The 20,467-nt window shown below is 69.9% G+C and carries 18 protein-coding genes and 1 pseudogene; 9 read left to right on the forward strand and 10 right to left on the reverse strand.

The window, feature by feature from the left end:
- Positions 1-255 precede the first annotated feature (255 nt).
- A complete protein-coding gene (locus tag Q8N10_RS00505; protein ID WP_304775665.1) occupies positions 256-1,791 on the forward strand; it encodes a YifB family Mg chelatase-like AAA ATPase in 1,536 nt (511 codons plus the stop codon).
- On the opposite strand, the gene Q8N10_RS00510 is transcribed toward Q8N10_RS00505, so the two are convergent.
- The 4 genes and pseudogenes from Q8N10_RS00510 to Q8N10_RS20985 all read right to left on the reverse strand — a co-directional run.
- Entirely contained in the window at positions 1,774-2,199 is a 426-nt protein-coding gene (locus Q8N10_RS00510) for a hypothetical protein (protein ID WP_304775668.1), read from the reverse strand. The two genes, Q8N10_RS00505 and Q8N10_RS00510, sit on opposite strands and share 18 nt — an antisense overlap.
- 69 nt (positions 2,200-2,268) lie before the next feature.
- Positions 2,269-2,631, reverse strand: coding sequence for a hypothetical protein (locus Q8N10_RS00515; RefSeq protein ID WP_304775671.1), 363 nt, complete (start codon positions 2,629-2,631; stop codon positions 2,269-2,271).
- 171 nt (positions 2,632-2,802) lie between these two features.
- A complete protein-coding gene (locus Q8N10_RS00520) occupies positions 2,803-3,180 on the reverse strand; it encodes a hypothetical protein (protein ID WP_304775672.1) in 378 nt (125 codons plus the stop codon).
- A gap of 124 nt (positions 3,181-3,304) precedes the next feature.
- Positions 3,305-3,475 (reverse strand): annotated as a pseudogene (locus Q8N10_RS20985) (response regulator transcription factor); the annotation flags it as partial.
- Positions 3,476-3,696: 221 nt separating this feature from the next.
- Here Q8N10_RS20985 and Q8N10_RS00525 point away from each other — a divergent pair.
- Both Q8N10_RS00525 and Q8N10_RS00530 read left to right on the forward strand, forming a co-directional pair.
- Positions 3,697-5,193, forward strand: a complete 1,497-nt coding sequence (locus Q8N10_RS00525) for a response regulator (RefSeq protein WP_304775674.1) — start codon at positions 3,697-3,699, stop codon at positions 5,191-5,193.
- A gap of 39 nt (positions 5,194-5,232) precedes the next feature.
- Positions 5,233-6,963: an MFS transporter gene (locus Q8N10_RS00530; RefSeq protein WP_304775675.1), complete on the forward strand. Its 1,731-nt coding sequence runs from the start codon at positions 5,233-5,235 to the stop codon at positions 6,961-6,963.
- On the opposite strand, the gene Q8N10_RS00535 is transcribed toward Q8N10_RS00530, so the two are convergent.
- The 3 genes from Q8N10_RS00535 to rlmN form a co-directional block, all read right to left on the reverse strand.
- Entirely contained in the window at positions 6,960-7,793 is an 834-nt protein-coding gene (locus tag Q8N10_RS00535; RefSeq protein ID WP_304775677.1) for a serine protease, read from the reverse strand. The two genes, Q8N10_RS00530 and Q8N10_RS00535, sit on opposite strands and share 4 nt — an antisense overlap.
- 7 nt (positions 7,794-7,800) lie before the next feature.
- Entirely contained in the window at positions 7,801-8,229 is a 429-nt protein-coding gene (locus Q8N10_RS00540) for a DUF350 domain-containing protein (RefSeq protein ID WP_304775679.1), read from the reverse strand.
- Between the two features lie 69 nt (positions 8,230-8,298).
- Positions 8,299-9,480 carry a 23S rRNA (adenine(2503)-C(2))-methyltransferase RlmN gene (rlmN, locus tag Q8N10_RS00545; protein ID WP_304775708.1) on the reverse strand — a complete coding sequence of 394 codons (1,182 nt, stop codon included), beginning with the start codon at positions 9,478-9,480 and terminating at the stop codon, positions 8,299-8,301.
- Between the two features lie 171 nt (positions 9,481-9,651).
- On the opposite strand from rlmN, the gene Q8N10_RS00550 reads away from it, so the two are divergent.
- From Q8N10_RS00550 to Q8N10_RS00565, 4 genes are all read left to right on the forward strand, one after another.
- Positions 9,652-10,653 carry an NADPH:quinone oxidoreductase family protein gene (locus Q8N10_RS00550; RefSeq protein WP_304775681.1) on the forward strand — a complete coding sequence of 334 codons (1,002 nt, stop codon included), beginning with the start codon at positions 9,652-9,654 and terminating at the stop codon, positions 10,651-10,653.
- 67 nt (positions 10,654-10,720) lie between these two features.
- Positions 10,721-11,575, forward strand: coding sequence for an SDR family NAD(P)-dependent oxidoreductase (locus Q8N10_RS00555; protein ID WP_304775684.1), 855 nt, complete (start codon positions 10,721-10,723; stop codon positions 11,573-11,575).
- Between the two features lie 3 nt (positions 11,576-11,578).
- Positions 11,579-12,304 (forward strand): 2OG-Fe(II) oxygenase family protein, encoded by a 726-nt coding sequence (locus Q8N10_RS00560; protein WP_304775686.1) that lies wholly within the window; start codon positions 11,579-11,581, stop codon positions 12,302-12,304.
- Positions 12,305-12,353: 49 nt separating this feature from the next.
- Positions 12,354-13,223 (forward strand): DMT family transporter, encoded by an 870-nt coding sequence (locus Q8N10_RS00565; RefSeq protein WP_304775710.1) that lies wholly within the window; start codon positions 12,354-12,356, stop codon positions 13,221-13,223.
- Between the two features lie 159 nt (positions 13,224-13,382).
- Here the strand turns inward: Q8N10_RS00565 and Q8N10_RS00570 are convergent, their stop codons facing one another.
- On the reverse strand, positions 13,383-13,802 hold the full coding sequence (locus Q8N10_RS00570) for a YkvA family protein (RefSeq protein ID WP_304775688.1): 420 nt from the start codon (positions 13,800-13,802) through the stop codon (positions 13,383-13,385).
- A gap of 60 nt (positions 13,803-13,862) precedes the next feature.
- Here Q8N10_RS00570 and Q8N10_RS00575 point away from each other — a divergent pair, with 60 nt between their 5' ends.
- Together Q8N10_RS00575 and Q8N10_RS00580 are read left to right on the forward strand one after the other, a co-directional pair.
- Positions 13,863-14,645, forward strand: a complete 783-nt coding sequence (locus Q8N10_RS00575) for an SDR family NAD(P)-dependent oxidoreductase (RefSeq protein ID WP_293497509.1) — start codon at positions 13,863-13,865, stop codon at positions 14,643-14,645.
- 215 nt (positions 14,646-14,860) lie between these two features.
- Positions 14,861-17,566 carry a PAS domain S-box protein gene (locus Q8N10_RS00580; RefSeq protein WP_304775691.1) on the forward strand — a complete coding sequence of 902 codons (2,706 nt, stop codon included), beginning with the start codon at positions 14,861-14,863 and terminating at the stop codon, positions 17,564-17,566.
- Positions 17,567-17,569: 3 nt separating this feature from the next.
- Here the strand turns inward: Q8N10_RS00580 and Q8N10_RS00585 are convergent, their stop codons facing one another.
- Both Q8N10_RS00585 and Q8N10_RS00590 read right to left on the reverse strand, forming a co-directional pair.
- Complete coding sequence (locus Q8N10_RS00585; protein WP_304775692.1) at positions 17,570-18,763, reverse strand: alanine racemase; 1,194 nt, start codon at positions 18,761-18,763, stop codon at positions 17,570-17,572.
- The gene (locus Q8N10_RS00590) at positions 18,760-20,265 is read right to left on the reverse strand and encodes a helicase HerA-like domain-containing protein (RefSeq protein WP_305663840.1); all 1,506 of its coding nucleotides are present in this window, start codon (positions 20,263-20,265) and stop codon (positions 18,760-18,762) included. The genes Q8N10_RS00585 and Q8N10_RS00590 overlap by 4 nt, the downstream gene beginning before the upstream one ends.
- Between the last annotated feature and the right edge of the window lie 202 nt (positions 20,266-20,467).

A 20,467-nucleotide genomic window follows, 5' to 3' on the forward strand; every position in this document is an offset into this window, starting at 1 on the left:
TCGGCCAGCAAGGCTCGACCCGACGGCGTCAGACGGGCATTCTTATGGACGTTCATCCGGGGTCTCCCGGTTAGAGGTTGGAGCTTCGCAACCCCACTCTCTCAACCCGATCCCGGGTGAACAACCTTCATAGCTTCGACATCTAGGCCACGGAAACCCCTCATCTTCTCCATAGGTTCCTTTTTTGTTCTTGATCCGACCCGCGCGGCGTGATGGGGTTGTGGATAAAACATGCTCAAACCGGGGACGTGAGCCATGGCAGCACGGGTCGTCACGCTGGCGTTTCAAGGGGTTGAGGCGCGGCGCGTCGATGTCGAGGTGCAGCTCACCGGCGGCGAGTTCGCCTTCATCGTCGTCGGCCTGGGCGACAAGGCGGTGGGCGAAAGCCGCGAACGGGTGCGGGCGGCCTTCTCCGGCCTTGGCCTGGCGCTGCCGGGCAAGCGGATCATCGTCAACCTGGCGCCGGCCGACCTGCCCAAGGAGGGCAGCCACTACGACCTGCCCATCGCCCTGGCCGTCATGGCCGCCATGGGCATCATTCCCCCCGACCGGCTGACCGAGTGGGCGGCAATGGGGGAGCGCTCCCTCGATGGCCGCATCGTCCAGGTGGCCGGCGCCCTGCCCGCCTCGGTGGCGGCCGGGGCCCTGGGCCTGGGCCTCATCTGTCCGGAGGCCTGCGGGGCCGAAGCCGCCTGGGCCGGAGACACCCAGGTCCTGGCCGCCCCCTCTCTGATCTCGCTGGTGAACCACTTCCGCGGAACCCAGATGCTGGGGCCGCCCAAGCCGGGCGCCATCCTGGACGGCGAACGGGTTCCGGACCTGAAGGACGTCAAGGGCCAGGAGAACGCCAAGCGCGCCCTGGAGATCGCCGCGGCGGGGGGCCACAACCTGTTGTTCACCGGACCTCCCGGCTCGGGCAAATCGATGATGGCCGCCCGCCTGCCTGGCCTCCTGCCCCCGCTCTCGCCCGCCGAGCTGCTGGAGACCTCGATGATCCACTCGGTGGCCGGCTTGATCGCCAAGGGCGAACTGACCCGAGCGCGCCCGTTTCGGACCCCGCACCACTCCGCCACCATGGCGGCCCTGACTGGCGGCGGCGTCCGGGTGAAGCCGGGCGAGGTGTCGCTGGCCCACAACGGCGTGCTGTTCCTGGACGAACTGCCGGAGTTCTCGGCCCAGGCCCTGGACTCCCTCCGGCAACCCCTCGAAACCGGCGAGGTGGTGGTGGCCCGCGCCAACGCCCACGTGCGCTATCCGGCTCGCTTCCAGCTGGTGGCCGCCCAGAACCCCTGCAAGTGCGGCCATGGCGGGCCTGGACGCGGCGCCTGCGGCCGCGCGCCTCGCTGTCAGACCGACTATCAGATGAAGGTCTCGGGCCCCTTCCTCGACCGCATCGACCTGCAGATCGACGTGCCCCCGGTCAGCGCCGCCGATCTCGCCCTGCCCGCGCCCACCGAAGGCACCGCCGAGGCCGCCGCCCGCGTGGCCCAGGCTCGCGACCTGGCCGCCGAGCGCGCGACGACGTCGGGCCATGAGCACGCCGCCCCGGTCAACGCCCGGGCGGAGGGGGAATGGCTGGAGACCATCGCCGAGCTTGATCCGCAGGCCAAGGCCCTGCTGGCCAGGGCCGCCGAGGCCAATGGCCTGACCGCGCGGGGCTGGACGCGCACCCTGCGGCTGGCCCGCACCATCGCCGACCTGGAGGGGGCCGGGCCGATCAAGCGGGTGCACGTCGCCGAGGCGCTGATCTATCGGCGGGTCGGCGCGGGCGGCCTAAGCCCGGTGGGCTAACCGTTCGCGGTGCATGTTCCAGGCGCCGACGGCCAGCGCCCCCAGCACCAAATAGCTCCAGATCACCAGGCCCCGGAAATAGGCCAGGGTGCGGACCCCGGGATCGACGGCGATGGCGACGTGGGTGATCACCGCCAGCAGCTGGAAGGCCGCGGCGAACAACAGCCAGTTTCGGTCGGTGGTGGCCGCGAACCAGACCAGCAGCAGCATGAACATCCCGTCCACGATGAAGACCCCCCACTGGGGGTCCATCAGACTGTTGCGGTAGGCGAGCGGAGTCAGGATCCAGGCCGCCAGGTTGGCCAGGGCGATGGCCCGCTCAGGCCCCTTGCCCCGCCACAGGGCGAAACCGGAGACCAGCAGCATCAGGGCGATCCAGGTCTGCTGCGCGAGGGTGGCGAAGACCAAAGGCGTCGGGCCCCCAGCGACTGAGGGCCCGACCTTGGCAGAAGTCGGCCTTGGCTTGTAGCGGTGTGTTCAGGCGGCGCGCGCGGCCCGGGCCACGGCGCGCAGGGTCGGGGCGGCGTCGCCCGCCATCTGCGGCTTGGGCAGGGAGTCGCCGTACATCACGGCGCCCAGGCCCATCTGCTTCTGGGCGAGGCTGAGTTCCATGTGGGTCTCGCAGATGGCGCGCCGCGCCGTCGCCAGGGCGGCGAGGGCCTCACTGGCCCGCTCCACGGCGCCCTGGCCGATCAGGGCCGAGATGCCGGCTTCGGAGCGCAGGCCCGGCATGATGCCGGCCAAGGCGGCGGCCTTGGCCAGGGCGAGGTCAATGGCGGCTTCGGCTTCGAAGAGGCTGGCGGCGACCTGGTCGGCCACCAGACGGCGTTGCTTGAGCATGAGGGATCTCCTGCACGCCGGGCGACCCGGCGCGGTGCTGCTAAAACGAATGGGGTTTGGGGGTTAGCTAGGCGAGGTCTTGCAGGGCGCGGAGGCCGGCCAGCATGCCCCCGAAGGCCAGCGCGGTGATGATGGCGATCAGGCCGATCAGCCCCAGTCGGACGGCGGGGGTCAGGGCATTTCGGCCGATCCCTCCGGCGGAGGCTGAAAGCCCTCGTCCAAGAGCGCCCAGGTCATGCAGAGGATTTCCCGCAGGACCATTTCCGGGGGCTTGAAGCGCGACATCTTGCGGGTGGCCGAGACCAGGTCGCGAGCCATCCCCGCCTTGACCGGACAGCCCGCCAGATCGGCGAGCTGCCGCTCCAGCTGGCTCCAGGTGAAGCTCGGGGTCGGATACGCCTCGTCCTCCAGCGCCGGCCAGCGGGCCTCGAAGGCCTGCACCTCCTGGCCCAACCGCGTCACCCGGTTCACCGCCGCCCTCTGCTCCTGGCCTTCCCAGTCCGGCTGGGACGGGTCCACCTCGAGCAATGCTTTCATCCAGTCGGCCATCGGCCTGTCCTCCCCTGTCGCCCCGAGAAGGCGCTGCGGGAGGTCGGCTGTCTGTCCTGATCGGATCGTGTCCTGACGCGATCAGGACACCGCGGTCGTGGTCGACCAGGCGCCGCGCGGCGGTGTAGCGGTCATCGACCCCCAGCTTGCGCCGCGCGCGGTCGCAATAGGTGTCGACGGAGGTCTTGGACATGCCCAGTTCACGGGCGATCTGCTTGGAACTCAGATGTCGGTCCACCAGGCGAAGACATTCCCGCTCGCGCGGCGTGAGGAGTTCGACGGGGTCCTCGGTCATTTCCAGTGCTCGCCCATAAGGTGGATAGTTAAGAGCGGGCCCGAACCTGCGTCCAGCCGTAACGGTGCAGATGCGCCAGTTTCGCTTATCGATCAGTCATTTGCGGCCTGCGGGCGGCCAACTCACATACCGCCGTTCGCTACGCCAGAAAGTTGCATCCGTCGCGCGGGGCGGGGCGGGCGCTTGACCGCCCGTTAAGCCGCGCGGGCTAGGCTGCTTCCATGGCCCGCAAAACCCCGACCACCCCCGCCCCCGACGCCCGCGTCAGCGCCGAGCAACTCGCCTCGCTCAGCCACGAGTTCCGCACCCCGCTGAACGGAGTGCTGGGGATGGCGCGCCTGCTGGAGGGCACCGGCCTCACGGCCGAACAGCGGGCCTATGTCGCCGCCCTGCGGGACTCCGGCGAACACCTTCTGGCCCTGGTCAATGACGTGCTCGACTTCGCCAAGCTGGGCGCCGACAAGATCGAACTGCATCCGGCCACCATGGACGTGGAGGGCCTGCTGCGCTCGGTGAGCGAACTGCTCTCGCCGCGCGCCCAGGAAAAGGGCCTCGAGGTCGCCTGGGCCGCCCCTCCCGGCATCGGCCAGGCTCTGGCCGACGAGGGCCGTCTGCGCCAGATCCTGCTCAACTTCGCCGGCAACGCCGTGAAGTTCACCGAGACCGGCGGGGTCCTGCTGAGCGTCACCGAGCGCGACGGCTCGCGCCTGCGCTTCAGCGTCTCCGACACCGGCCCCGGGGTCACCCAGGCGGCGCGGGAGAAGATCTTCGAGGCCTTCGCCCAGGCCGACCCCTCCTATGACGGCGCCCAGCTGGGCGGCGCGGGCTTGGGCCTGGCCATCGCCCGCAAGCTGGCCGCGGCCATGGACGGCGAGGTGGGCGTGGAAGACGCCCCCGGCGGCGGCGCGCTGTTCTGGTTCGAGGCGGCCTTCCCCCGCATCACGGCGCTCGGCGAGGCGCCCCTGGCCGGCCGGACGGTGGGCGTGCTCTCCCCCAACCCGGTGGTCGCCGAGGCCGCGCGCCGCCAGATCGCGGCCGCCGGCGGCAAGGCGGTCATTGGCGAGGGCAAGCAGGCCCAGGTCCTGCTGGTGGACCACGCCCTGGCCCCCTCCTGCCCGCCGGACTCCCGCCCCGCCATCATCCTGCTGCCGCCGAACGAACGGGCCCGCATCGAGACCTACCGGGCCCAGGGCTTCGCCGGCTACCTGATCAAGCCCCTGCGCCGCGCCTCCCTGGCCGAGCGGGTCCTGGCCGTCCTGGGCGAAGGCGCCCAGCGCGCCGACGCCGTCGAGGACGAACGGATCGCGCCGGCCATCGCGCCCGGCGCGCGGGTGCTGCTGGTGGAGGACAACGCCATCAACGCCCTGCTGGCCCGGACCCTGCTGGCCCGCGAGGGCTGCAAGGTCGACCATGCCGGCGGCGGCGAGGACGCCATGGCCGCTCTCAAGGTCGGCCGCTACGACCTGATCCTGATGGACATGCGCATGCCCGGCATGTCGGGCCTCGACGCCACGCGAGCCCTTCGCGCGTCGGGCCTCGACACCCCGGTGGTGGCCCTCACCGCCAACGCCTTCGAGGACGATCGTCACGCCTGCCTGGCGGCGGGGATGAACGACTTCCTGGTCAAGCCGCTGGCCCCGGACGCCCTGCGCGGGATCCTGGCCAGGCTGACCCGCGGCGGCTGGACGGAAACCCCGGACCGCGCCAAGGTCGGCTAGGTCGGGGCCTGCCCCGACGACGATCCGGGGGAGGCCGCCATGACCATCGAAGCCGCGCCGAAGCGCAGCGCCTGGAGCGCCATCAAGGTCTATGGCGAGCGCCGCGCCCTGGTCATGCTGGCCCTGGGCTTCGCGTCCGGCCTGCCCAACCTGCTGATCTTCGACACCCTGTCGGCCTGGCTCCGTGACGCCGGGCTGAGCCTGGAGGTGATCGCCTTCTTCAGCCTGGCGACGCTCGCCTATTCTCTCAAGCTGCTCTGGGCCCCGATGATCGACCGGGCGGCCATACCGGGCCTGACCCAGTGGCTTGGCCACCGCCGCTCCTGGATGCTGGTCTGCCAGGCCCTGATCATGCTGGGCCTGTGGCTGATCTCTGGGGTGGATCCCAAGACCAGCCTCGGCCTGATGGCCGCCTTCGCGGTGTTCGTGGGCTTCACCTCGGCCACCCAGGACATCGTCATCGACGCCTGGCGCATCGAGGCGGCCGACACCGAGAAGCAAGGCGCCATGGCGGCCGCCTACCAGTGGGGCTACCGCATCGCCATGATCGTGGCCGGCGTCGTTCCGCTGGCCATGTCCGACGTGGTGGGCTGGAGCCTATCCTACGCCCTGATGGCCGGCCTGATGGTGGTGGGGGTCGCAGGCGTGCTGGGGGCGCCGCGCGAGGCCAAGCACATCCTGCGGGATATCGACTTCCAGGGCGTCGCGGGGGTTCCGTGGCGCGACGGGATCGAGTGGGTCATTCGCCTGGCCATCGTCCTGCTGGGCGCCCTGATCTTCGGCTCGGGCCTGGCGGGCAACGCCACCGTTCTGCAATCGGTCACCACCGCCATCGGCCAGCCCCAACTGGGCGACGCCATCAAGGCGGCCTGGGAAGCCAAGCCCTTCGGGGTGTTCGCGCAGGTCGGCGGCATCCTCACCGGCGTGGCCCTGATCGTGGTGGCCGCCCTGCCGATCCCCGGCGCGCCGACCAGACCCGGCCGCTACCTGTCAACGGCGCTGGGGGCGCCCTTCATCGACTTCTTCCGCCGCTACGGCGACGTGGCGGGGCTGATCCTGGCCCTGATCTGCGTCTACCGCCTGAGCGACTTCGTGCTCAACATCATGAACCCGTTCTACATCGACCTTGGCTTCGACAAGCTGCAGATCGCCGAGGTCCGCAAGGTGCTGGGCGTGGTGATGTCGGTGATCGGGGTGGGCCTCGGCGGCTTCTGCGTCGCACGCCTGGGCCTCATGCGCTCCATGGTGATCGGCGCCTTCGCTGGCCCCATCTCCAACCTGGTCTTCGCCTGGCTGGCCTTCCAGGGCCCCAACCTCTGGGCGCTCAGCGTCGCCATCGGGGTGGACAACATCGCCTCGGGCTTCGCCGGCACCTGCCTGATCGCCTACATGTCCAGCCTGACGGGCGCCGGCTTCACCGCCACCCAGTACGCCATGTTCTCGTCCTTCTACGCCCTGCTGGGAAAGCTGGTGGCGTCCCAGTCGGGCAAGGTGGTGGAGGGCTCGGCCAAGGCCGCCGACCAGGGCGGCATGTTCGCGGGGCTCAAGGGCCTGTTCACCGGCCTGCCGCCGGAGACCTTCGCCAGCGCCATGGAGAAGTCCGGCGTGACGCCCGCCGCCCTCGGCTCCGGCTATGTGGTGTTCTTCGTCTATTCCGCCCTGCTGGGCGTGCTGGGGATCATCCTGGTCTTCATCGTCGCGGCGCGGACCGCCGACATGCCGGCCGGCGGGACAGAGGCCGACCCCGAACCCGAACCCGAACCGGCCTAGTTCGTCGACAGACAGATCACCTGGGCCACCCGCAGGTCGCGGCGCAGGGCGTCGGCGACGCGGCCGTAGTTGTCGGTGGTGACGCTCTCGCCGACCGCGAAGCTGGCGGGACGTTCGTGGGCCTCGGACATGGCCGCGCCAAGCGTCTCAGGCGCGGTGGTGTAGATGCGGCCCCGGCGGGGGGCCTCGGCCACGGTCACCCCGATCACCCGGCCCGCGCTGTCGAGGGCCGGCGCGCCCGACAGGCCAGCCAGCGTGCCCTTCAAACCGTCGGTGCGACCGGTCTCGGCCCAGACCAGCACCGGCTCGGTGCGGGCGCCCCGGCCCCGCACCACCAGGTTCTCACGCCCCAGCAGCCGCGAGGTGGCCTCGCCGGACTGGCCCTGGGGGAAGCCCGGATGATAGGCGCGGTCGCCCCGGCGCAGCTTCTGGTCGAGGCCCAGGGGCAGCGGCGGCGCCCCGCCCTCGGTGGTCAGGATCGCGGCCTCGCCCCGCTGGTCGATGCGGACCTTGGCGGCCACGCCGCGGCCCTCGGCCACCACGATGGCGGCCTGGGTGCAGCCGTCCACCACGTGGCGGGCGGTGACCCAGACCCCGCGCTCGGCCACGGAAAAGGCGGTCCCCAGCCCCGGCTCAGCCTGGGCGGGGACGTCCACCACGATGGAGGGATCAAACGGCGAGGCGGGCCCCAGCGGCACGCCCTCTTCCCCGGGCACCGGCGGCGGCGGCGGCGGGGCGTCGGCGCGCTCCTGCCGGCCGACCGCGGCGATCAGCAGCGCCAGCACCACAGCCGCATAGACCAGCCAGTCCGGCAGCTTGGGGAAGAGCATGGCCCCCTCAGCCCGCCACGGCGGCGGCGAGGATCAAGGCGGTGGCGAGCTTGGCGCCCACCAGCAGGGCGGCGGCGGAGATCTCGCCTTCCTGGATTCGCTGGGGCAGGCCGCGCAGCAGCATGTCCACCAGGCGGAAGATCAGCAGTTGCACCACCACCGTCGAGGCGCCCCAGATGCCGATCTCGATCAGCGATGTGGAGGCCGTCAGCGACACCGCCAGCGGGATGGACAGGCCGATCATGACCCCCCCAAGCGAGAGGGCTGCGGCCGAGTTCCCCTCGCGGATCAGGGCGATCTCGCGGTGTGGGGTCAGCAGCACGTAGAGGACGCTGCCGAGGAACAGGATCAGGACCGTCAGCCCCGCATGCAGCAGGGTGATGGGAAAGCCGGTGGCGAAGGCCTGGATCTCAGGCGACTGGAGCTCTGGCGGCATCGGGATCCTTGGGCGAGGAACTGGCGGTCCCCATCGTTAGCATGGACTTTTCGGCGAGGCGAAAACCGTTCAGGCGGCGGGCGAGTCCAGGACCTCGGGCTCCGCCACGGCCTTGCGCCGGGCGCTGGCGCGGACCTTCTCGCTCTCGCTCTTCAGCTGACCGCAGGCCGCCAGGATATCGCGCCCGCGCGGGGTGCGGATCGGCGAGGCGAAGCCGGCCCGGTTGAGGATGGCGGCGAACTTCTCGATCGCCCCCCAGTCGGAGCAGACATAGTCGGTCCCCGGCCAGGGGTTGAAGGGGATCAGGTTGATCTTGGCCGGGACGCCCTTCATCAGCTTCACCAGGGCCAGGGCCTCGGCGGGACTGTCGTTGACGCCCTTGAGCATCACATATTCGAAGGTCACCCGACGGGCGTTGGACAGGCCCGGATAGGCGCGGATCCCAGCCATCAGCTGTTCGATCGGGTACTTCTTGTTGAGCGGCACCAGCACGTCGCGCAGCGGATCGTTGGTGGCGTGCAGGGAGATGGCCAGCATGGCCTGGGTGCGGTTCCCCAGCGCCTCCAGCTCCGGGACCACGCCCGAGGTGGAGACCGTGATCCGCCGCCGCGAGATGGCGATGCCCTCGCCGTCCGAGATGATGTCGATGGCGTCGGCGACGTTGTCCAGATTGTAGAGCGGCTCGCCCATGCCCATGAAGACGATGTTGGAGAGCCGGCGATCCTCCTTGGGAGACGGCCATTCGTCCAGGTCGTCGCGGGCCACCTGAACCTGGGCCACGATCTCGGCGGCGGTCAGGTTGCGGACCAGGGCCTGGGTGCCGGTGTGGCAGAAGGTGCAGTTCAGGGTGCAGCCCACCTGGGACGAGACGCACAGCGCCCCGGCCCGGCCAACGTCGGGGATGTAGACGGTCTCCACCTCGATGCCCGGCGCCATGCGGATCAGCCACTTGCGGGTGCCGTCCTTGGACACCTGGCGCTCGACGATCTCAGGCCGGGTCAGGGTGAAGGCCTGCGCCAAGACCGCGCGGGTCTCCTTGGCGATGTCGGTCATCGCCTCGAAGTCGGTGACCCCATAGTGGTGGATCCAGCGCCACATCTGGTTGGCGCGCATCCTGGCCTTGGGCGCCGGGACCACGTCGGCGGCGATCAGCGTCTCCACCAGGCCCTTGCGGGTCAGGCCGCAGAGGTTCGGCTTCGTCGGAGCGGCCGCCACCGAGGCGGCGCGCGAAAGGTCGAGGGTGAAGCCCAAGGGGAGGAACTCGCTGGCTGGAAGCTCGCCAATATAGGGCCTGGCGCCTCCCACGCCAAATCGGCCCATCGCCGCGCAGGGTCAAACAAATGTTCGGCGCCGGACTTCCGCCCAGGGAAGGGCTGCGCTAGCGTCCGCCAACTTTCGAAAAACGATGTCCGGGAGACGATGATGAAGGCGCTGCTGAGCAAGACCACCGGGGGCCCTGAGACCCTGTCCTACGAGGATGTGGACTCCCCGGAAGTCCGTCCCGGCTTCGCCGTGATCAGCACCAAGGCCGTGGGGATCAACTTCCCCGACGTGCTGATGATCGAGGACAAGTACCAGATGAAGCCGCCCCGGCCCTTCTCCCCCGGCGGAGAACTGTCGGGCGTGGTCAAGGCGATCGGCGAAGGCGTCACCAATGTGAAGGTCGGCGACCGGATTCTCGCCAACACCGGCTGGGGCGGCCTGGCCGAAGAGGTCCTGCTGCCGGCCAACCGTCTGTGGCACATCCCCGACAGCATGCCCCACGACGTGGCGGCGGCCTTCATCCTCACCTATGGCACCAGCTATCACGCCCTGAAGGACCGCGGTCACCTGAAGGCCGGCGACACCATGCTGGTCCTGGGCGCCGCCGGCGGCGTCGGCCTGTCGGCCGTGGAGCTGGGCAAGGCCATGGGCGCCCGCGTCGTGGCCGCCTGCTCGTCCCAGGAGAAATGCGACCTGGCCATCAAGCACGGCGCCGACGCGGGCGTCGTCTATGGCCGCGGCCCCTTCGACCGCGACGGCCAGAAGGCGCTCGGCGCGCTCTTCAAGGAAGCCGGCGGCGAGAACGGCTTCGACGTGATCTATGACGCGGTCGGCGGTGACTATGCCGAGCCCGCCCTGCGCTCCATCGCCTGGGAGGGCCGCTATCTGGTGATCGGTTTCGCCGCCGGCGACATCCCGAAGATCCCGCTGAACCTCACCCTGCTCAAGGGCTGCGACATCGTCGGCGTCTTCTGGGGCACCTGGACCACCAAGAATCCGGAACTGTTCGCCAAGTCGGTGGAGGAGCTGCTGGAGCTCTATGCCCAGGGCAAGGTGAAGCCCCACGTGTCGGAGCGCTTCCCGCTCTCCAAGGGCGCCGACGCCATCGCCCACCTGGGCAGCCGCAAGGCCATGGGCAAGGTCGTGGTGACGGTCGACTAGGCCGGCGCCTCTCGACGCGGCGACCACCGCGCTTTAGTGATCGCCGATCATATAAGGGGAGAGCGCAATGGCGGGACGTCTTGAGGGCAAGGTCGCGGTGATCACCGGGGCCGCCTCCGGCATCGGCCTGGGCACGGTGGAGCTGTTCGTGTCCGAGGGCGCGTCCGTCGTCGCCGCCGATATCCAGGACGAAAAGGGCGCCATGCTGGAGAAGCGTTTCCCCGGCAAGGTCGCCTACGCCCACTGCGACGTGACGCAGGAGGCCGAGATCGAGGCCGCCCTGAAGCTCGCCAAGAGCGAATTCGGCGGCCTCGACATCCTGTTCAACAACGCCGGCATCTCCGACCGGATGACCTCCATCGCCGAGATCACCGCCGACGGCTGGAGCTGGATCTTCGACGTCCTGGTGCGCGGCCCGGCTCTGGGCATGAAGCACGCCGTGCCCCTGATGCTGGAGCGGGGCGGCGGCTCGATCATCAACACCGCCTCCATCGCCGGCCTGCAGGCCGGCTGGGGCCCCATCGCCTATTCCAGCGCCAAGGCCAGCGTCATCCACATGAGCCGCGCCGCCGCCGCCCAGCTCTCGCCGCAGAAGATCCGCGTCAACGCCATCTGCCCGGGCCTGATCGCCACCTCGATCTTCGGCGCCTCGCTGGGCCTGCCCCGCGAGGTGGCCGACCAGATGGCCGCCCGCGTCGCCGACAACGCCGCCAAGGTGCAGCCGGTGCCTAAGGCCGGCATGCCCGAGGACATCGCCAAGGCCGCCCTCTACCTGGCCTCCGACGACTCGGCCTTCGTCTCGGGGACCCACATCGTGGTGGACGGCGGCATCACCGTCGGCGGCCGCCATGCCTGGGACGCCACCGCGGGCTCGCCCTTCGCCGCCCTGTTCGGCGACGCCCTGCCCGGCGCGACGGCCTGAGGCTTGGCCCGGGCGCTGCAACTCAGCCGGGGCCTCGACTCCGCCAGGCTGCGCCCGGCCTTTGAGCGCTTCGGCCGCCTGCACCTGCCTGGCATCCTTCCAGTCCGGGACGCCCAGGCGATCCATGCGGCCCTGATCGCCGCGCCCTACCACCGCTCCCTGACCGCCTCGGGAAAGAGCTACGACATCGCCCTCGACACCCTGGCCGCCATGCCGCCCGAGCGCCGGGCGGAGCTGGAGGCGGCGATCCTGGAGGGGGGCAAGACCGGCTTCCAGTATCAGTTCGACGCCTGGCGGCTCTCGGACCTGATGGAGGCCGGCCAGCGCACCGGCGGCGCCCTGGCGCCCCTCGAGGCGGTCTATGATCTGATCAACAGCGAGGGGTTCCTGGCCTTCATCCGCACCCTCACCGGCGACCCCCGCTGCGCCTATGCCGACGCCCAGGCCACCCGCTACCGGCCCGGCGACTTCCTCACCGCCCACGACGACGACGTGGCGGGCAAGAAGCGGCTCTACGCCATGGTGCTGAACTTCACGCCGGCCTGGCGGCCCGACTGGGGTGGACTGCTGGCCTTCCACGACGCCGATGGCCATGTCAGCGAGGCCTATACGCCTACCTTCAACGCCCTGAACATCTTCCGCGTCCCCCAGCAGCACGCGGTGACCCAGGTCGCCAGCTTCGCGGGCGCGGAGCGGCTCTCCATCACCGGGTGGATTCGTGAGCGCTGACGCCCCGGCCAAGCCCGGCCTGTCCCCCAACCTGCACGGCGCCCTGTGGATGGTGGCCTCGGCCCTTGGCTTCACCGCCATGACCACCCTGATCAAGTATCTGGGGGACGACTACGCCGCCTCGCTGCAGACCTTCTACCGGCAGTTCTTCGGCTTCCTGATCATGCTGCCGGTGATCCTCAAGCACCGCGGCGCGGCCTTCGCCACCACCCGGCCCGGCATCCTGATCTTCCGCTCGGCGGCCGGCACGGTGGGGATGATCCTGTCCTTCTACGCCTTCCAGAAGATGCCGCTGGCCGACGCCAACGCCCTATCCTTCACCCGCACCCTGTGGCTGGTGCCGCTGGCCTTCTTCGTGGTGCGCGAGCCGGTCGGTCCGCTGCGCATCGGGGCCGCCGTCGTCGGCTTCCTGGGTGTCCTCATCATGCTGCGCCCCGGCGGGGGCGATGAGTTCGTCATCGGCCTGCCGGCCATGGCCATGCTGGCCTCGTCCTTCCTCTTCGCCCTCACCATCACCGGCATGAAGGTGATGACGCGCGATCATGCCCCCATGGTGCTGCTGGTCTGGTCGGCGACGCTCGGCCTGGTGCTGGCCGTGCCCGGCGCATTCCTGACCTGGCGTTGGCCAGAGCCTGTCGACCTGGCCCTGCTGGCGGCCATGGGCGTGCTGGGGACCATCACCCAGGGCTGCTACATCAAGGGCATGTCCATCGGCGACGCCGGCGCCATGGCCCCCATCGACTATATCCGCCTGGTCTTTACGGTGATCGTCGGCTTCGCCCTGTTCCAGGAGGTCCCGGGGATCTGGACCATCGTCGGCGCGGCCGTGGTGGTGGTCTCCACGCTCTTCATCACCTGGCGCGAGCACGTGACCAGCAAGGCCAAGATGGCCGCGGCGGCGCTGGTGGAGCCCGTCTAGAGCCTGATCCGTTGAGGCGGAATCGCTTCGCGATTCCGCCGATGCGGTGAATCAGGCTCCAGATATAAGCGAGAGCATGATTCACGCCTGAGCCGGGACCGCTGCGCGGTTCCGTCTCAAGCGATCATGCTCTAGGTCGTCATTGGGAACCGGGGCGACCTACCGCCCCATCCGCTCCAGGAAACCCTTGGCCGCCGCGCGGTGCCGAGGCTTCAGGTTCTTGCCCACCACCGCCATCATGGCGGCGAAGACCGCCGCGTCGTCGGTGAAGCCGATCACGCCCAGGATATCGGGGAGCGCGTCGGTGGGCAGGACGAAATAGGCCAGCGCCGCCATCATCAGGCCCTTGGCGGCCTTCGGGGTCGCCGGGTCGCGGGCGCAGTACCAGACCGACAGGGCGTCGTCGGCGAAGGGGATCTTGGCCGCCACCTTGCGGAACTTGGGCCAGAAGCCCTCCGCCACCCGCTGCTCATTGACCTTCTGCACCGCCGGGACCAGGGCGCGCTTGGGGTCGACCTCAGACCTTGGGTCGAAACCGTCGGCATTGACGTCGGGTGACGCTTTTGACTTGGAGCTCATCGGGCTAAAGCCTCGGGGGAAACAAGATCTGATCTAAACAGAACCGGGAGCGACGCGTCCATGAAACTCAATTCCTCTATCGCCGCGGTTGTCACCGGCGGCGCCTCGGGCCTCGGCGAAGCCACGGTCCGCCAACTCGCGGCCCAGGGCGTGAAGTGCGCCATCTTCGACATGAACGAAGCCAAGGGCGAAGAAGTCGCAAAAGAAGTCGGCGGCATCTTCTGCAAGTGCAACGTCACCTCCGAGGAAGAGGTCGACGCGGCCTTCGCCAAGGCCCGCGCCGCCCACGGCCAGGAGCGCATCCTCGTCAACTGCGCCGGCACCGGCAACGCCATCAAGACCGCCGGCCGCGACAAGGCCACCGGCGAGACCAAGCACTTCCCCCTCGACGCCTTCAACCTGATCATCCAGATCAACCTGGTGGGCACCTTCCGCTGCATCGCCAAGTCGGCCAAGGGCATGCTGGACCTGGAGCCCCTCGAGGACGGCGAGCGCGGCGCCATCGTCAACACCGCCTCGGTGGCGGCCGAGGACGGCCAGATGGGCCAGGCGGCCTATTCGGCTTCCAAGGGCGGCGTGGTCGGCATGACCCTGCCCATCGCCCGCGATCTGGCCAGCGAAGGTATCCGGGTCAACACCATCCTGCCCGGCATCTTCGACACCCCGCTGATGCGCGGCGCCCCGGAAGCGGTGAAGCAGGCCCTGGCCAACTCCGTGCCCTTCCCCAAGCGCCTGGGCCAGGCCGACGACTACGCCCAACTGGCGCTGACCATGATCACCAACGGCTATTTCAACGGTGAGGACGTCCGCCTGGACGGCGCGATCCGGATGGCCCCGCGCTAGAGCCCTTTCCGATCTGATTGCTTCAATCAGATCGGATAAAAGGGCTCTAATTCAAAACGTTAGAGCATTTTTCGATCCGATAAACGTTTCACACTTATCGGAAAATACTCTAGGCGGAACACCCTGCGGCGGAGGGAACCTGAAGCCAAGCTTTACGTTCCCTCCGGTTAGGGGTTCGGTATGCCCGGAACCCTGAGTGGGGGCATTGTCGCGTCATGATGGGTCGGTGGGCGCAGCGCTTCGCAGTCGCGATCGAGCGCCCTCTCGTCGGCTATCCGGCGGCGCTCGCCGCCGTCGCCGCGGCCGTGCTGGTGCGCGCCGTGGCCGGCCTGGTCATGACCTCGCCCCCCAACTTCATGGCCTTCTTCCCCGCCGTGCTCTTCGCCACCCTGGTGGCCGGACTGCGGGGCGGGCTGCTGGCCACGGCCCTGAGCGCCGGCGCGGTCTGGCTGCTATGGATCCCCAAGACCACCCTGGAGGAGACCTGGCGGTCGCAGCACGTTCAACTCCTGCTGTTCGTCGTCACCGCGGGCCTCACCGTGCTCATCGCCAAGGCCATCCGTGTGGCCGTCCTGCGCGGCGCGGCGGCGGAGGAGCGGTTCCGCATCTTCCAGGAACAGGCCCTCGACGGCTTCGTGATCATGGAGCCGGTCCGTGAGGCGGGCCAGGTGGCCGATTTCAGATGGACCTACGCCAATCCCGCCGCCGAACGAATGGCGCCTGGAGGCCAGGGCCTCACCGGGCGTCGGGTGAGCGAGGTCTTCACCGGCCAGACGGCCAGCGACATGATCGAACGCCTGCGCCTGGCGCTCGACAACGGCGTTCCCGACGACCTGGACGTCCGCCGCGTCATCGACGGGCAGGAACGCTGGATGCGCTCGAGCGCCATGCGGCTGGGCGATGGCCTGGCGGTCAACTTCCACGACATCACCGACCAGCGCCGGGCCGAGGAAGAGGCGCGCCGCAGCCGCGACGAGTTCGAGCACATCGCCAACGCCGCCCCGGTGATGATCTGGATGAGCGGGGTCAATATGGGCGCCATCTGGTTCAACGCCTCCTGGCTGGCCTTCACCGGCCGGCGCATGGAGGAGGAGTTGGCCCGCGGCTGGCTGGAGGAAGTTCACCCGGAGGACCGCCAGCGCGTCCTGGCCACCTATGACGAGCACTTCGCGGCCCGAAGCCGAGCCCGGCTGGAATACCGCATCCTGCGCCACGACGGGGTCTACCGCTGGATCGATGAGGCCGCGGCGCCGCGCTTCGACCGGGACGGCAAGTTCCTGGGCTATATCGGGTCCTGCTCGGACATCACCGACCGCAAGGCCGCCGAGACCCAGCTTCGCGGCGGCGAGGCCCGGGTCCGGGCCCTGGTGGACTCCCTGCCCCAGCTGCTCTGGTCAGCCCGCCCCGACGGGGATTTCGACTATCTGAGCCCGCAGTGGGTGAACTTCACCGGCGTCCAGGCGGCCGCCCACACCGGCGAGGGCTGGCTGCACGCCGTCCACCCCGACGACCGCGACGACCTGCGGGCGGCCTGGTCCCAGGCCATCCAGGGCGGATTGCCCTTCGACCTCGAGCATCGCCTGCGCCGCCATGACGGGGTCTGGCGCTGGTTCACCACCCGAGCCTCGGCCGTCCGCGAGGAGGACGGCTCGATCCGCCGCTGGTTCGGCTCCTCCTCCGACATCACCGAGATCGTCGAGGCCCGTCGCCATCTGGAGGAGCGCGTCGCCGAACGCACCCGCGAACTGGAGGCCAGCCTGGAGGAACGCGCCCGCGCCGAGGCGGCGCTCGCCCAGGCCCAACGCCTGGAGACCGTCGGGCGGCTGACCGGCGGGGTGGCCCATGACTTCAACAACCTGCTGACCGTGGTGATCGGCGGCCTCGACATGATCCTCAAGAACCCGGCCGACACCGCCCGGGTCAAGCGCCTGTCGGAGGCGGCCCTGGCCGCCGGCCGCCGCGGCGAGCGCCTCACCCGGCAGTTGCTGGCCTTCTCACGCCGCCAGGAGCTGAAGCTGGAGGTCATGGATGTCGGCGCCCTGATCGAGCAGGTCGAGCCCCTGGTCCGCCGCGCTGTGGGCGAGGCCATCGAGCTGAGCGTCGACTGCGAGGCCGGCGTCGGCGCGACCCGCCTGGACCCGGCCCAGTTCGAGGCCGCCCTGCTGAACCTGGTGGTCAACGCCGCCGACGCCGTGGAGGGTAGCGGCAGGATCAACATCCACACCCGCCGCGTGACCCTGGCGGACGGCGAGGTTTCCGGCGCCTCGGCCGGCGAGCACGTGGCGGTCAGCGTTTCCGACACCGGGGCCGGCATGAGCCCGGAGGTGATGCAGCGCGCCTTCGAGCCCTTCTTCACCACCAAGGACGTCGGCAAGGGCACGGGGCTTGGCCTGGCCCAGGTCTACGGCTTCATGAGCCAGTGCGGCGGCGCGGTGGCCATCGACTCGCGCCCCGGCGAGGGAACGACGGTCACCCTCTACGTCCCCGCCATCGACGCGGTTCCCACCGTCGACCCGGTCCGGCCAGTCACCGACGACAGCTGGGCGGCGGGAACCGCCATCCTGCTGGTGGAGGACGACGCGGCGGTCCGCGCCGTCACCGAGAGCCTGTTGCAGGAGATGGGCTGCGAGGTCACCACCGAGATCGACGGGCCCTCGGCCATGGCCCGCCTGCAAACCGGCCAGGCCTTCGACCTGCTGATTTCCGACATCGTCATGCCCGGCGGCATGAACGGCGTGGAGTTGGCGAGCTGGACCCACGTCCATCGCCCCGACCTGCCTATCGTGCTCACCACCGGCTATGCGGGCGACCAGTTCGCCAATGGCGCGACAGAGATCACCTGGCCCGTGGTGCGCAAACCCTTCCGCGCCGAACAACTCAGCGCCGCCGTGCGCGACGCCCTGGGCCGAGTCCCGAGCTAGCGCCTACTGGGAAGCGCCGCGGCCCTCGACCCTCACCAGGTCCACCAGCACGTCGCCGCGCACCATGTGCAGGAGGTCGTAGCGGTCGATGGTGGGGTCGCAGTGGGGGGCCGTGAACTCGACTCTGTCGCCACGGCTCACCGTCCGATGTTTCGGCCGCGTGACCATGCCGTGCTCGTCGCCGAAGAAGCGGTACTTCGATCCCGCCCAGTCCTCCCCCAGAGGCTCCGGATCGGGCCCATCTGTGGCGAAGGCCTTGAGGCCGGCGTCCACCGTCACCCAGCGTTCTGCGTTGGCGCTGATCACCCGGCCCTGGACCATCAGGCTTGTCTCAAAGGTCCCGTCCTCGTCAGATCCCAAGGCCTCGCGGTACTCCCGGTCCATGAAGGCGTAGGAGCCGGCCTGGATCTCGTTCAGCACCCCCTGGGCCGCGTCGGCCGAGAAGGTCCCGGTGCCGCCGCCGGTCATCAGCGTGATCTCATGGTCCTGCGCCCTCAGGGCCGACGCCACCTCCGACAGCTTGCCGATGCCGTCGGCCACGGCGGCGGTGCGGGCGTTGGCCCCGCTCATATGCTGCCAGTGACCGCCGTAGCCCTGCACCCCGATGAGCTTCAGCGAGGGCTGGGCGGCCAGCGCCGCCCCAACCGCCACGGCCTGCTCGACGCTGGCGACACCCGTGCGGCCCATGCCCAGATCGACATCGATGACCACCCGCACCGTGACGCCTGCGGCCTGCGCCGCCTGGCCGATCTCGGTGGCGCCGTCCGGGTGGTCGACGGTGATGGCGAAGTCCGGGTCGAGCCCCGCCAGCTTCGCCGCCCGCGCCGCCGAGGGGGCGCCGGCCAGGGACGAGGTTATCAGGATGCCGCGAATCCCCGCCGCCGACAGGGCCTCGGCCTCCCCCAGCTTGGCGCAGCAGACCCCCACGGCGCCGGCGGCGAGCTGTCGCCGGGCCAGGGCCGCGCACTTGTGGGACTTGGCGTGGGGCCGCAGGGCGAGACCCGCCGCCTTGGCCCGCGCTGCCATGCAGGCCACGTTTCGGTCAAAGGCGTCGAGGTCGATGACCCCGGCCGGGGTCGGTATCCGCCAGCGCGAGCCCGGCTGGCCGATCAGGGCCAGGGAGAGGGCGGTGGATGGCCGCTCGGCCAGGGCGCCGAGGTCGGCGGCGATGACCTCCAGGGGACGTTCGGCGCTCATCGGCGGCTCCGCTTCAGGCCGCCCATCAGGCCGCGCATGATCTCGCGGCCCGCCGTGCTGGCCACGGTCCGCAGCAGTTGCTTGGCGAAGGTCTCGCCCATGGACTGGCGGTTCGAGGCGCGCGCCGCCGGACGCCGGGCGGGTGGGGGCTCATCTCCCCAGGGCGCCGTGGCTGGCTCAGCCCGGCGTGTCTGCACCGGCGGGGCCGCAGCGGCTTCGGCCGCGGCCGTCGCGCGGGCCGCCAGCTTCTCGAAGGCCGAGTCACGATCCTGGGCCTCGTCATAGAGGCCGCGCACCGGGCTGGCCGCCATCACCGCGGCGCGCTCAGCCGGAGTCAGGGGGCCAAGCCGCGAGGCGGGCGGCCGGATCAGGGTCTTCTGCACCATGGTGGGCGCCCCCTTTTCGTCCAGCACCGAGACCAGGGCCTCCCCGACCCCCAGGGCCTGGATCGCCTCGGCGGTGTCGAAGGCCGGGTTGGTCCGGAAGCTGTCGGCGGCGGCCTTCAGGCCCCGCTGGTCGAGGGGGCTGTAGGCCCGCAGGGCGTGCTGCACCCGGTTGCCGAGCTGGCCCAGCACGGTCTCGGGGATGTCGGCCGGGTTCTGGGTGACGAAATAGACTCCGACCCCCTTGGAGCGGATCAGCCGCACCACCTGCTCCACCTTTTCCAGCAGCGGCTTGGGGGCGTCGCGGAACAGCAGGTGCGCCTCGTCGAAGAAGAAGGCCAGACGCGGCTTGTCGGGATCGCCGATCTCCGGCAGCTCCTCGAACAGTTCGCTCATCAGCCACAGCAGGAAGGTGGCGTAGAGCCTCGGGCTGGCGATCAGCTTGTCGGCCGCCAGGATGTTCACATAGCCGCGCCCCGAACCGTCGGTGCGCATCAGGTCCGAGAGCCGCAGGGCCGGTTCGCCGAACAGGTTCGCGCCCCCCTGGTCCTCCAGCGTCAGCAGTTTGCGCTGAATGGTGGCCACCGTGGTCGTGGAGACATTGCCGTAGCGGGCGCCCAGTTCCTTGGCGTTCTGGGAGGTGTAGGTGAGCGCCGCCTGCAGGTCCTTCAGGTCCAGCAGCAGCAGGCCCTCCTCGTCGGCGGCGCGGAAGACGACGGAGAGCACGCCTTCCTGGACATCGTTGAGCTCCAGCATGCGGGAGATCAGCAGCGGGCCCATCTCGGAAACCGTGGCGCGGATCGGGTGGCCCTGCTCGCCGAACAGGTCCCAGAACACCACCGGGGCGGCGGCCGGGCGCAGCTCCAGGTTCATCACCTTGGCCCGGGCCAGCATCTTCTCATTGGGGGTCCCGGCCGCGGCGATGCCGCAGAGATCGCCCTTCACGTCGGCGGCGAAGACCGGCACCCCGGCGTCCGACAGACCCTGCGCCAGGGCCTGCAGGGTCACTGTCTTGCCCGTGCCCGTGGCCCCGGCCACCAGGCCGTGGCGATTGGCGCGGTCCAGCCGCAGGGTCTCGAGGTGGTGGGAAAACCCGATCAGGACGCCGTCGTCGGCCATGGAATGCTCCTTGGAATTCGGGGGCCACGCTATCGTCAGCCGCGCGCCGCATCCACGCCCAAGCGCAAACAATCGCACCGGGCCAGATTGTTTCGCCGATCCGGTCTGATCTGGCCCAGCCTTGCCGCTTGCGCGGTGATTCGCGCGAAGAACGCACCATCGTCCCCGGAAAATCAGGCTAGAGGTCACCGTCATTGACGAC

Source organism: Phenylobacterium sp., assembly GCF_030693625.1.
GTDB classification, from domain to species: domain Bacteria; phylum Pseudomonadota; class Alphaproteobacteria; order Caulobacterales; family Caulobacteraceae; genus Phenylobacterium; species Phenylobacterium ferrooxidans.

Bases quoted from the DNA above. Each gene is read 5' to 3' on its own strand.
- Q8N10_RS00505 (WP_304775665.1), top strand. From the start codon at position 256: ATGGCAGCACGGGTCGTCACGCTGGCGTTTCAAGGGGTTGAGGCGCGG.
- Q8N10_RS00515 (WP_304775671.1), bottom strand. From the start codon at position 2,631: ATGCTCAAGCAACGCCGTCTGGTGGCCGACCAGGTCGCCGCCAGCCTC.
- Q8N10_RS00520 (WP_304775672.1), bottom strand. From the start codon at position 3,180: ATGGCCGACTGGATGAAAGCATTGCTCGAGGTGGACCCGTCCCAGCCG.
- Q8N10_RS00525 (WP_304775674.1), top strand. From the start codon at position 3,697: ATGGCCCGCAAAACCCCGACCACCCCCGCCCCCGACGCCCGCGTCAGC.
- Q8N10_RS00530 (WP_304775675.1), top strand. From the start codon at position 5,233: ATGACCATCGAAGCCGCGCCGAAGCGCAGCGCCTGGAGCGCCATCAAG.
- Q8N10_RS00535 (WP_304775677.1), bottom strand. From the start codon at position 7,793: ATGCTCTTCCCCAAGCTGCCGGACTGGCTGGTCTATGCGGCTGTGGTG.
- Q8N10_RS00540 (WP_304775679.1), bottom strand. From the start codon at position 8,229: ATGCCGCCAGAGCTCCAGTCGCCTGAGATCCAGGCCTTCGCCACCGGC.
- Q8N10_RS00550 (WP_304775681.1), top strand. From the start codon at position 9,652: ATGAAGGCGCTGCTGAGCAAGACCACCGGGGGCCCTGAGACCCTGTCC.
- Q8N10_RS00555 (WP_304775684.1), top strand. From the start codon at position 10,721: ATGGCGGGACGTCTTGAGGGCAAGGTCGCGGTGATCACCGGGGCCGCC.
- Q8N10_RS00565 (WP_304775710.1), top strand. From the start codon at position 12,354: ATGGTGGCCTCGGCCCTTGGCTTCACCGCCATGACCACCCTGATCAAG.
- Q8N10_RS00570 (WP_304775688.1), bottom strand. From the start codon at position 13,802: ATGAGCTCCAAGTCAAAAGCGTCACCCGACGTCAATGCCGACGGTTTC.
- Q8N10_RS00575 (WP_293497509.1), top strand. From the start codon at position 13,863: ATGAAACTCAATTCCTCTATCGCCGCGGTTGTCACCGGCGGCGCCTCG.
- Q8N10_RS00580 (WP_304775691.1), top strand. From the start codon at position 14,861: ATGATGGGTCGGTGGGCGCAGCGCTTCGCAGTCGCGATCGAGCGCCCT.
- Q8N10_RS00585 (WP_304775692.1), bottom strand. From the start codon at position 18,763: ATGAGCGCCGAACGTCCCCTGGAGGTCATCGCCGCCGACCTCGGCGCC.
- Q8N10_RS00590 (WP_305663840.1), bottom strand. From the start codon at position 20,265: ATGGCCGACGACGGCGTCCTGATCGGGTTTTCCCACCACCTCGAGACC.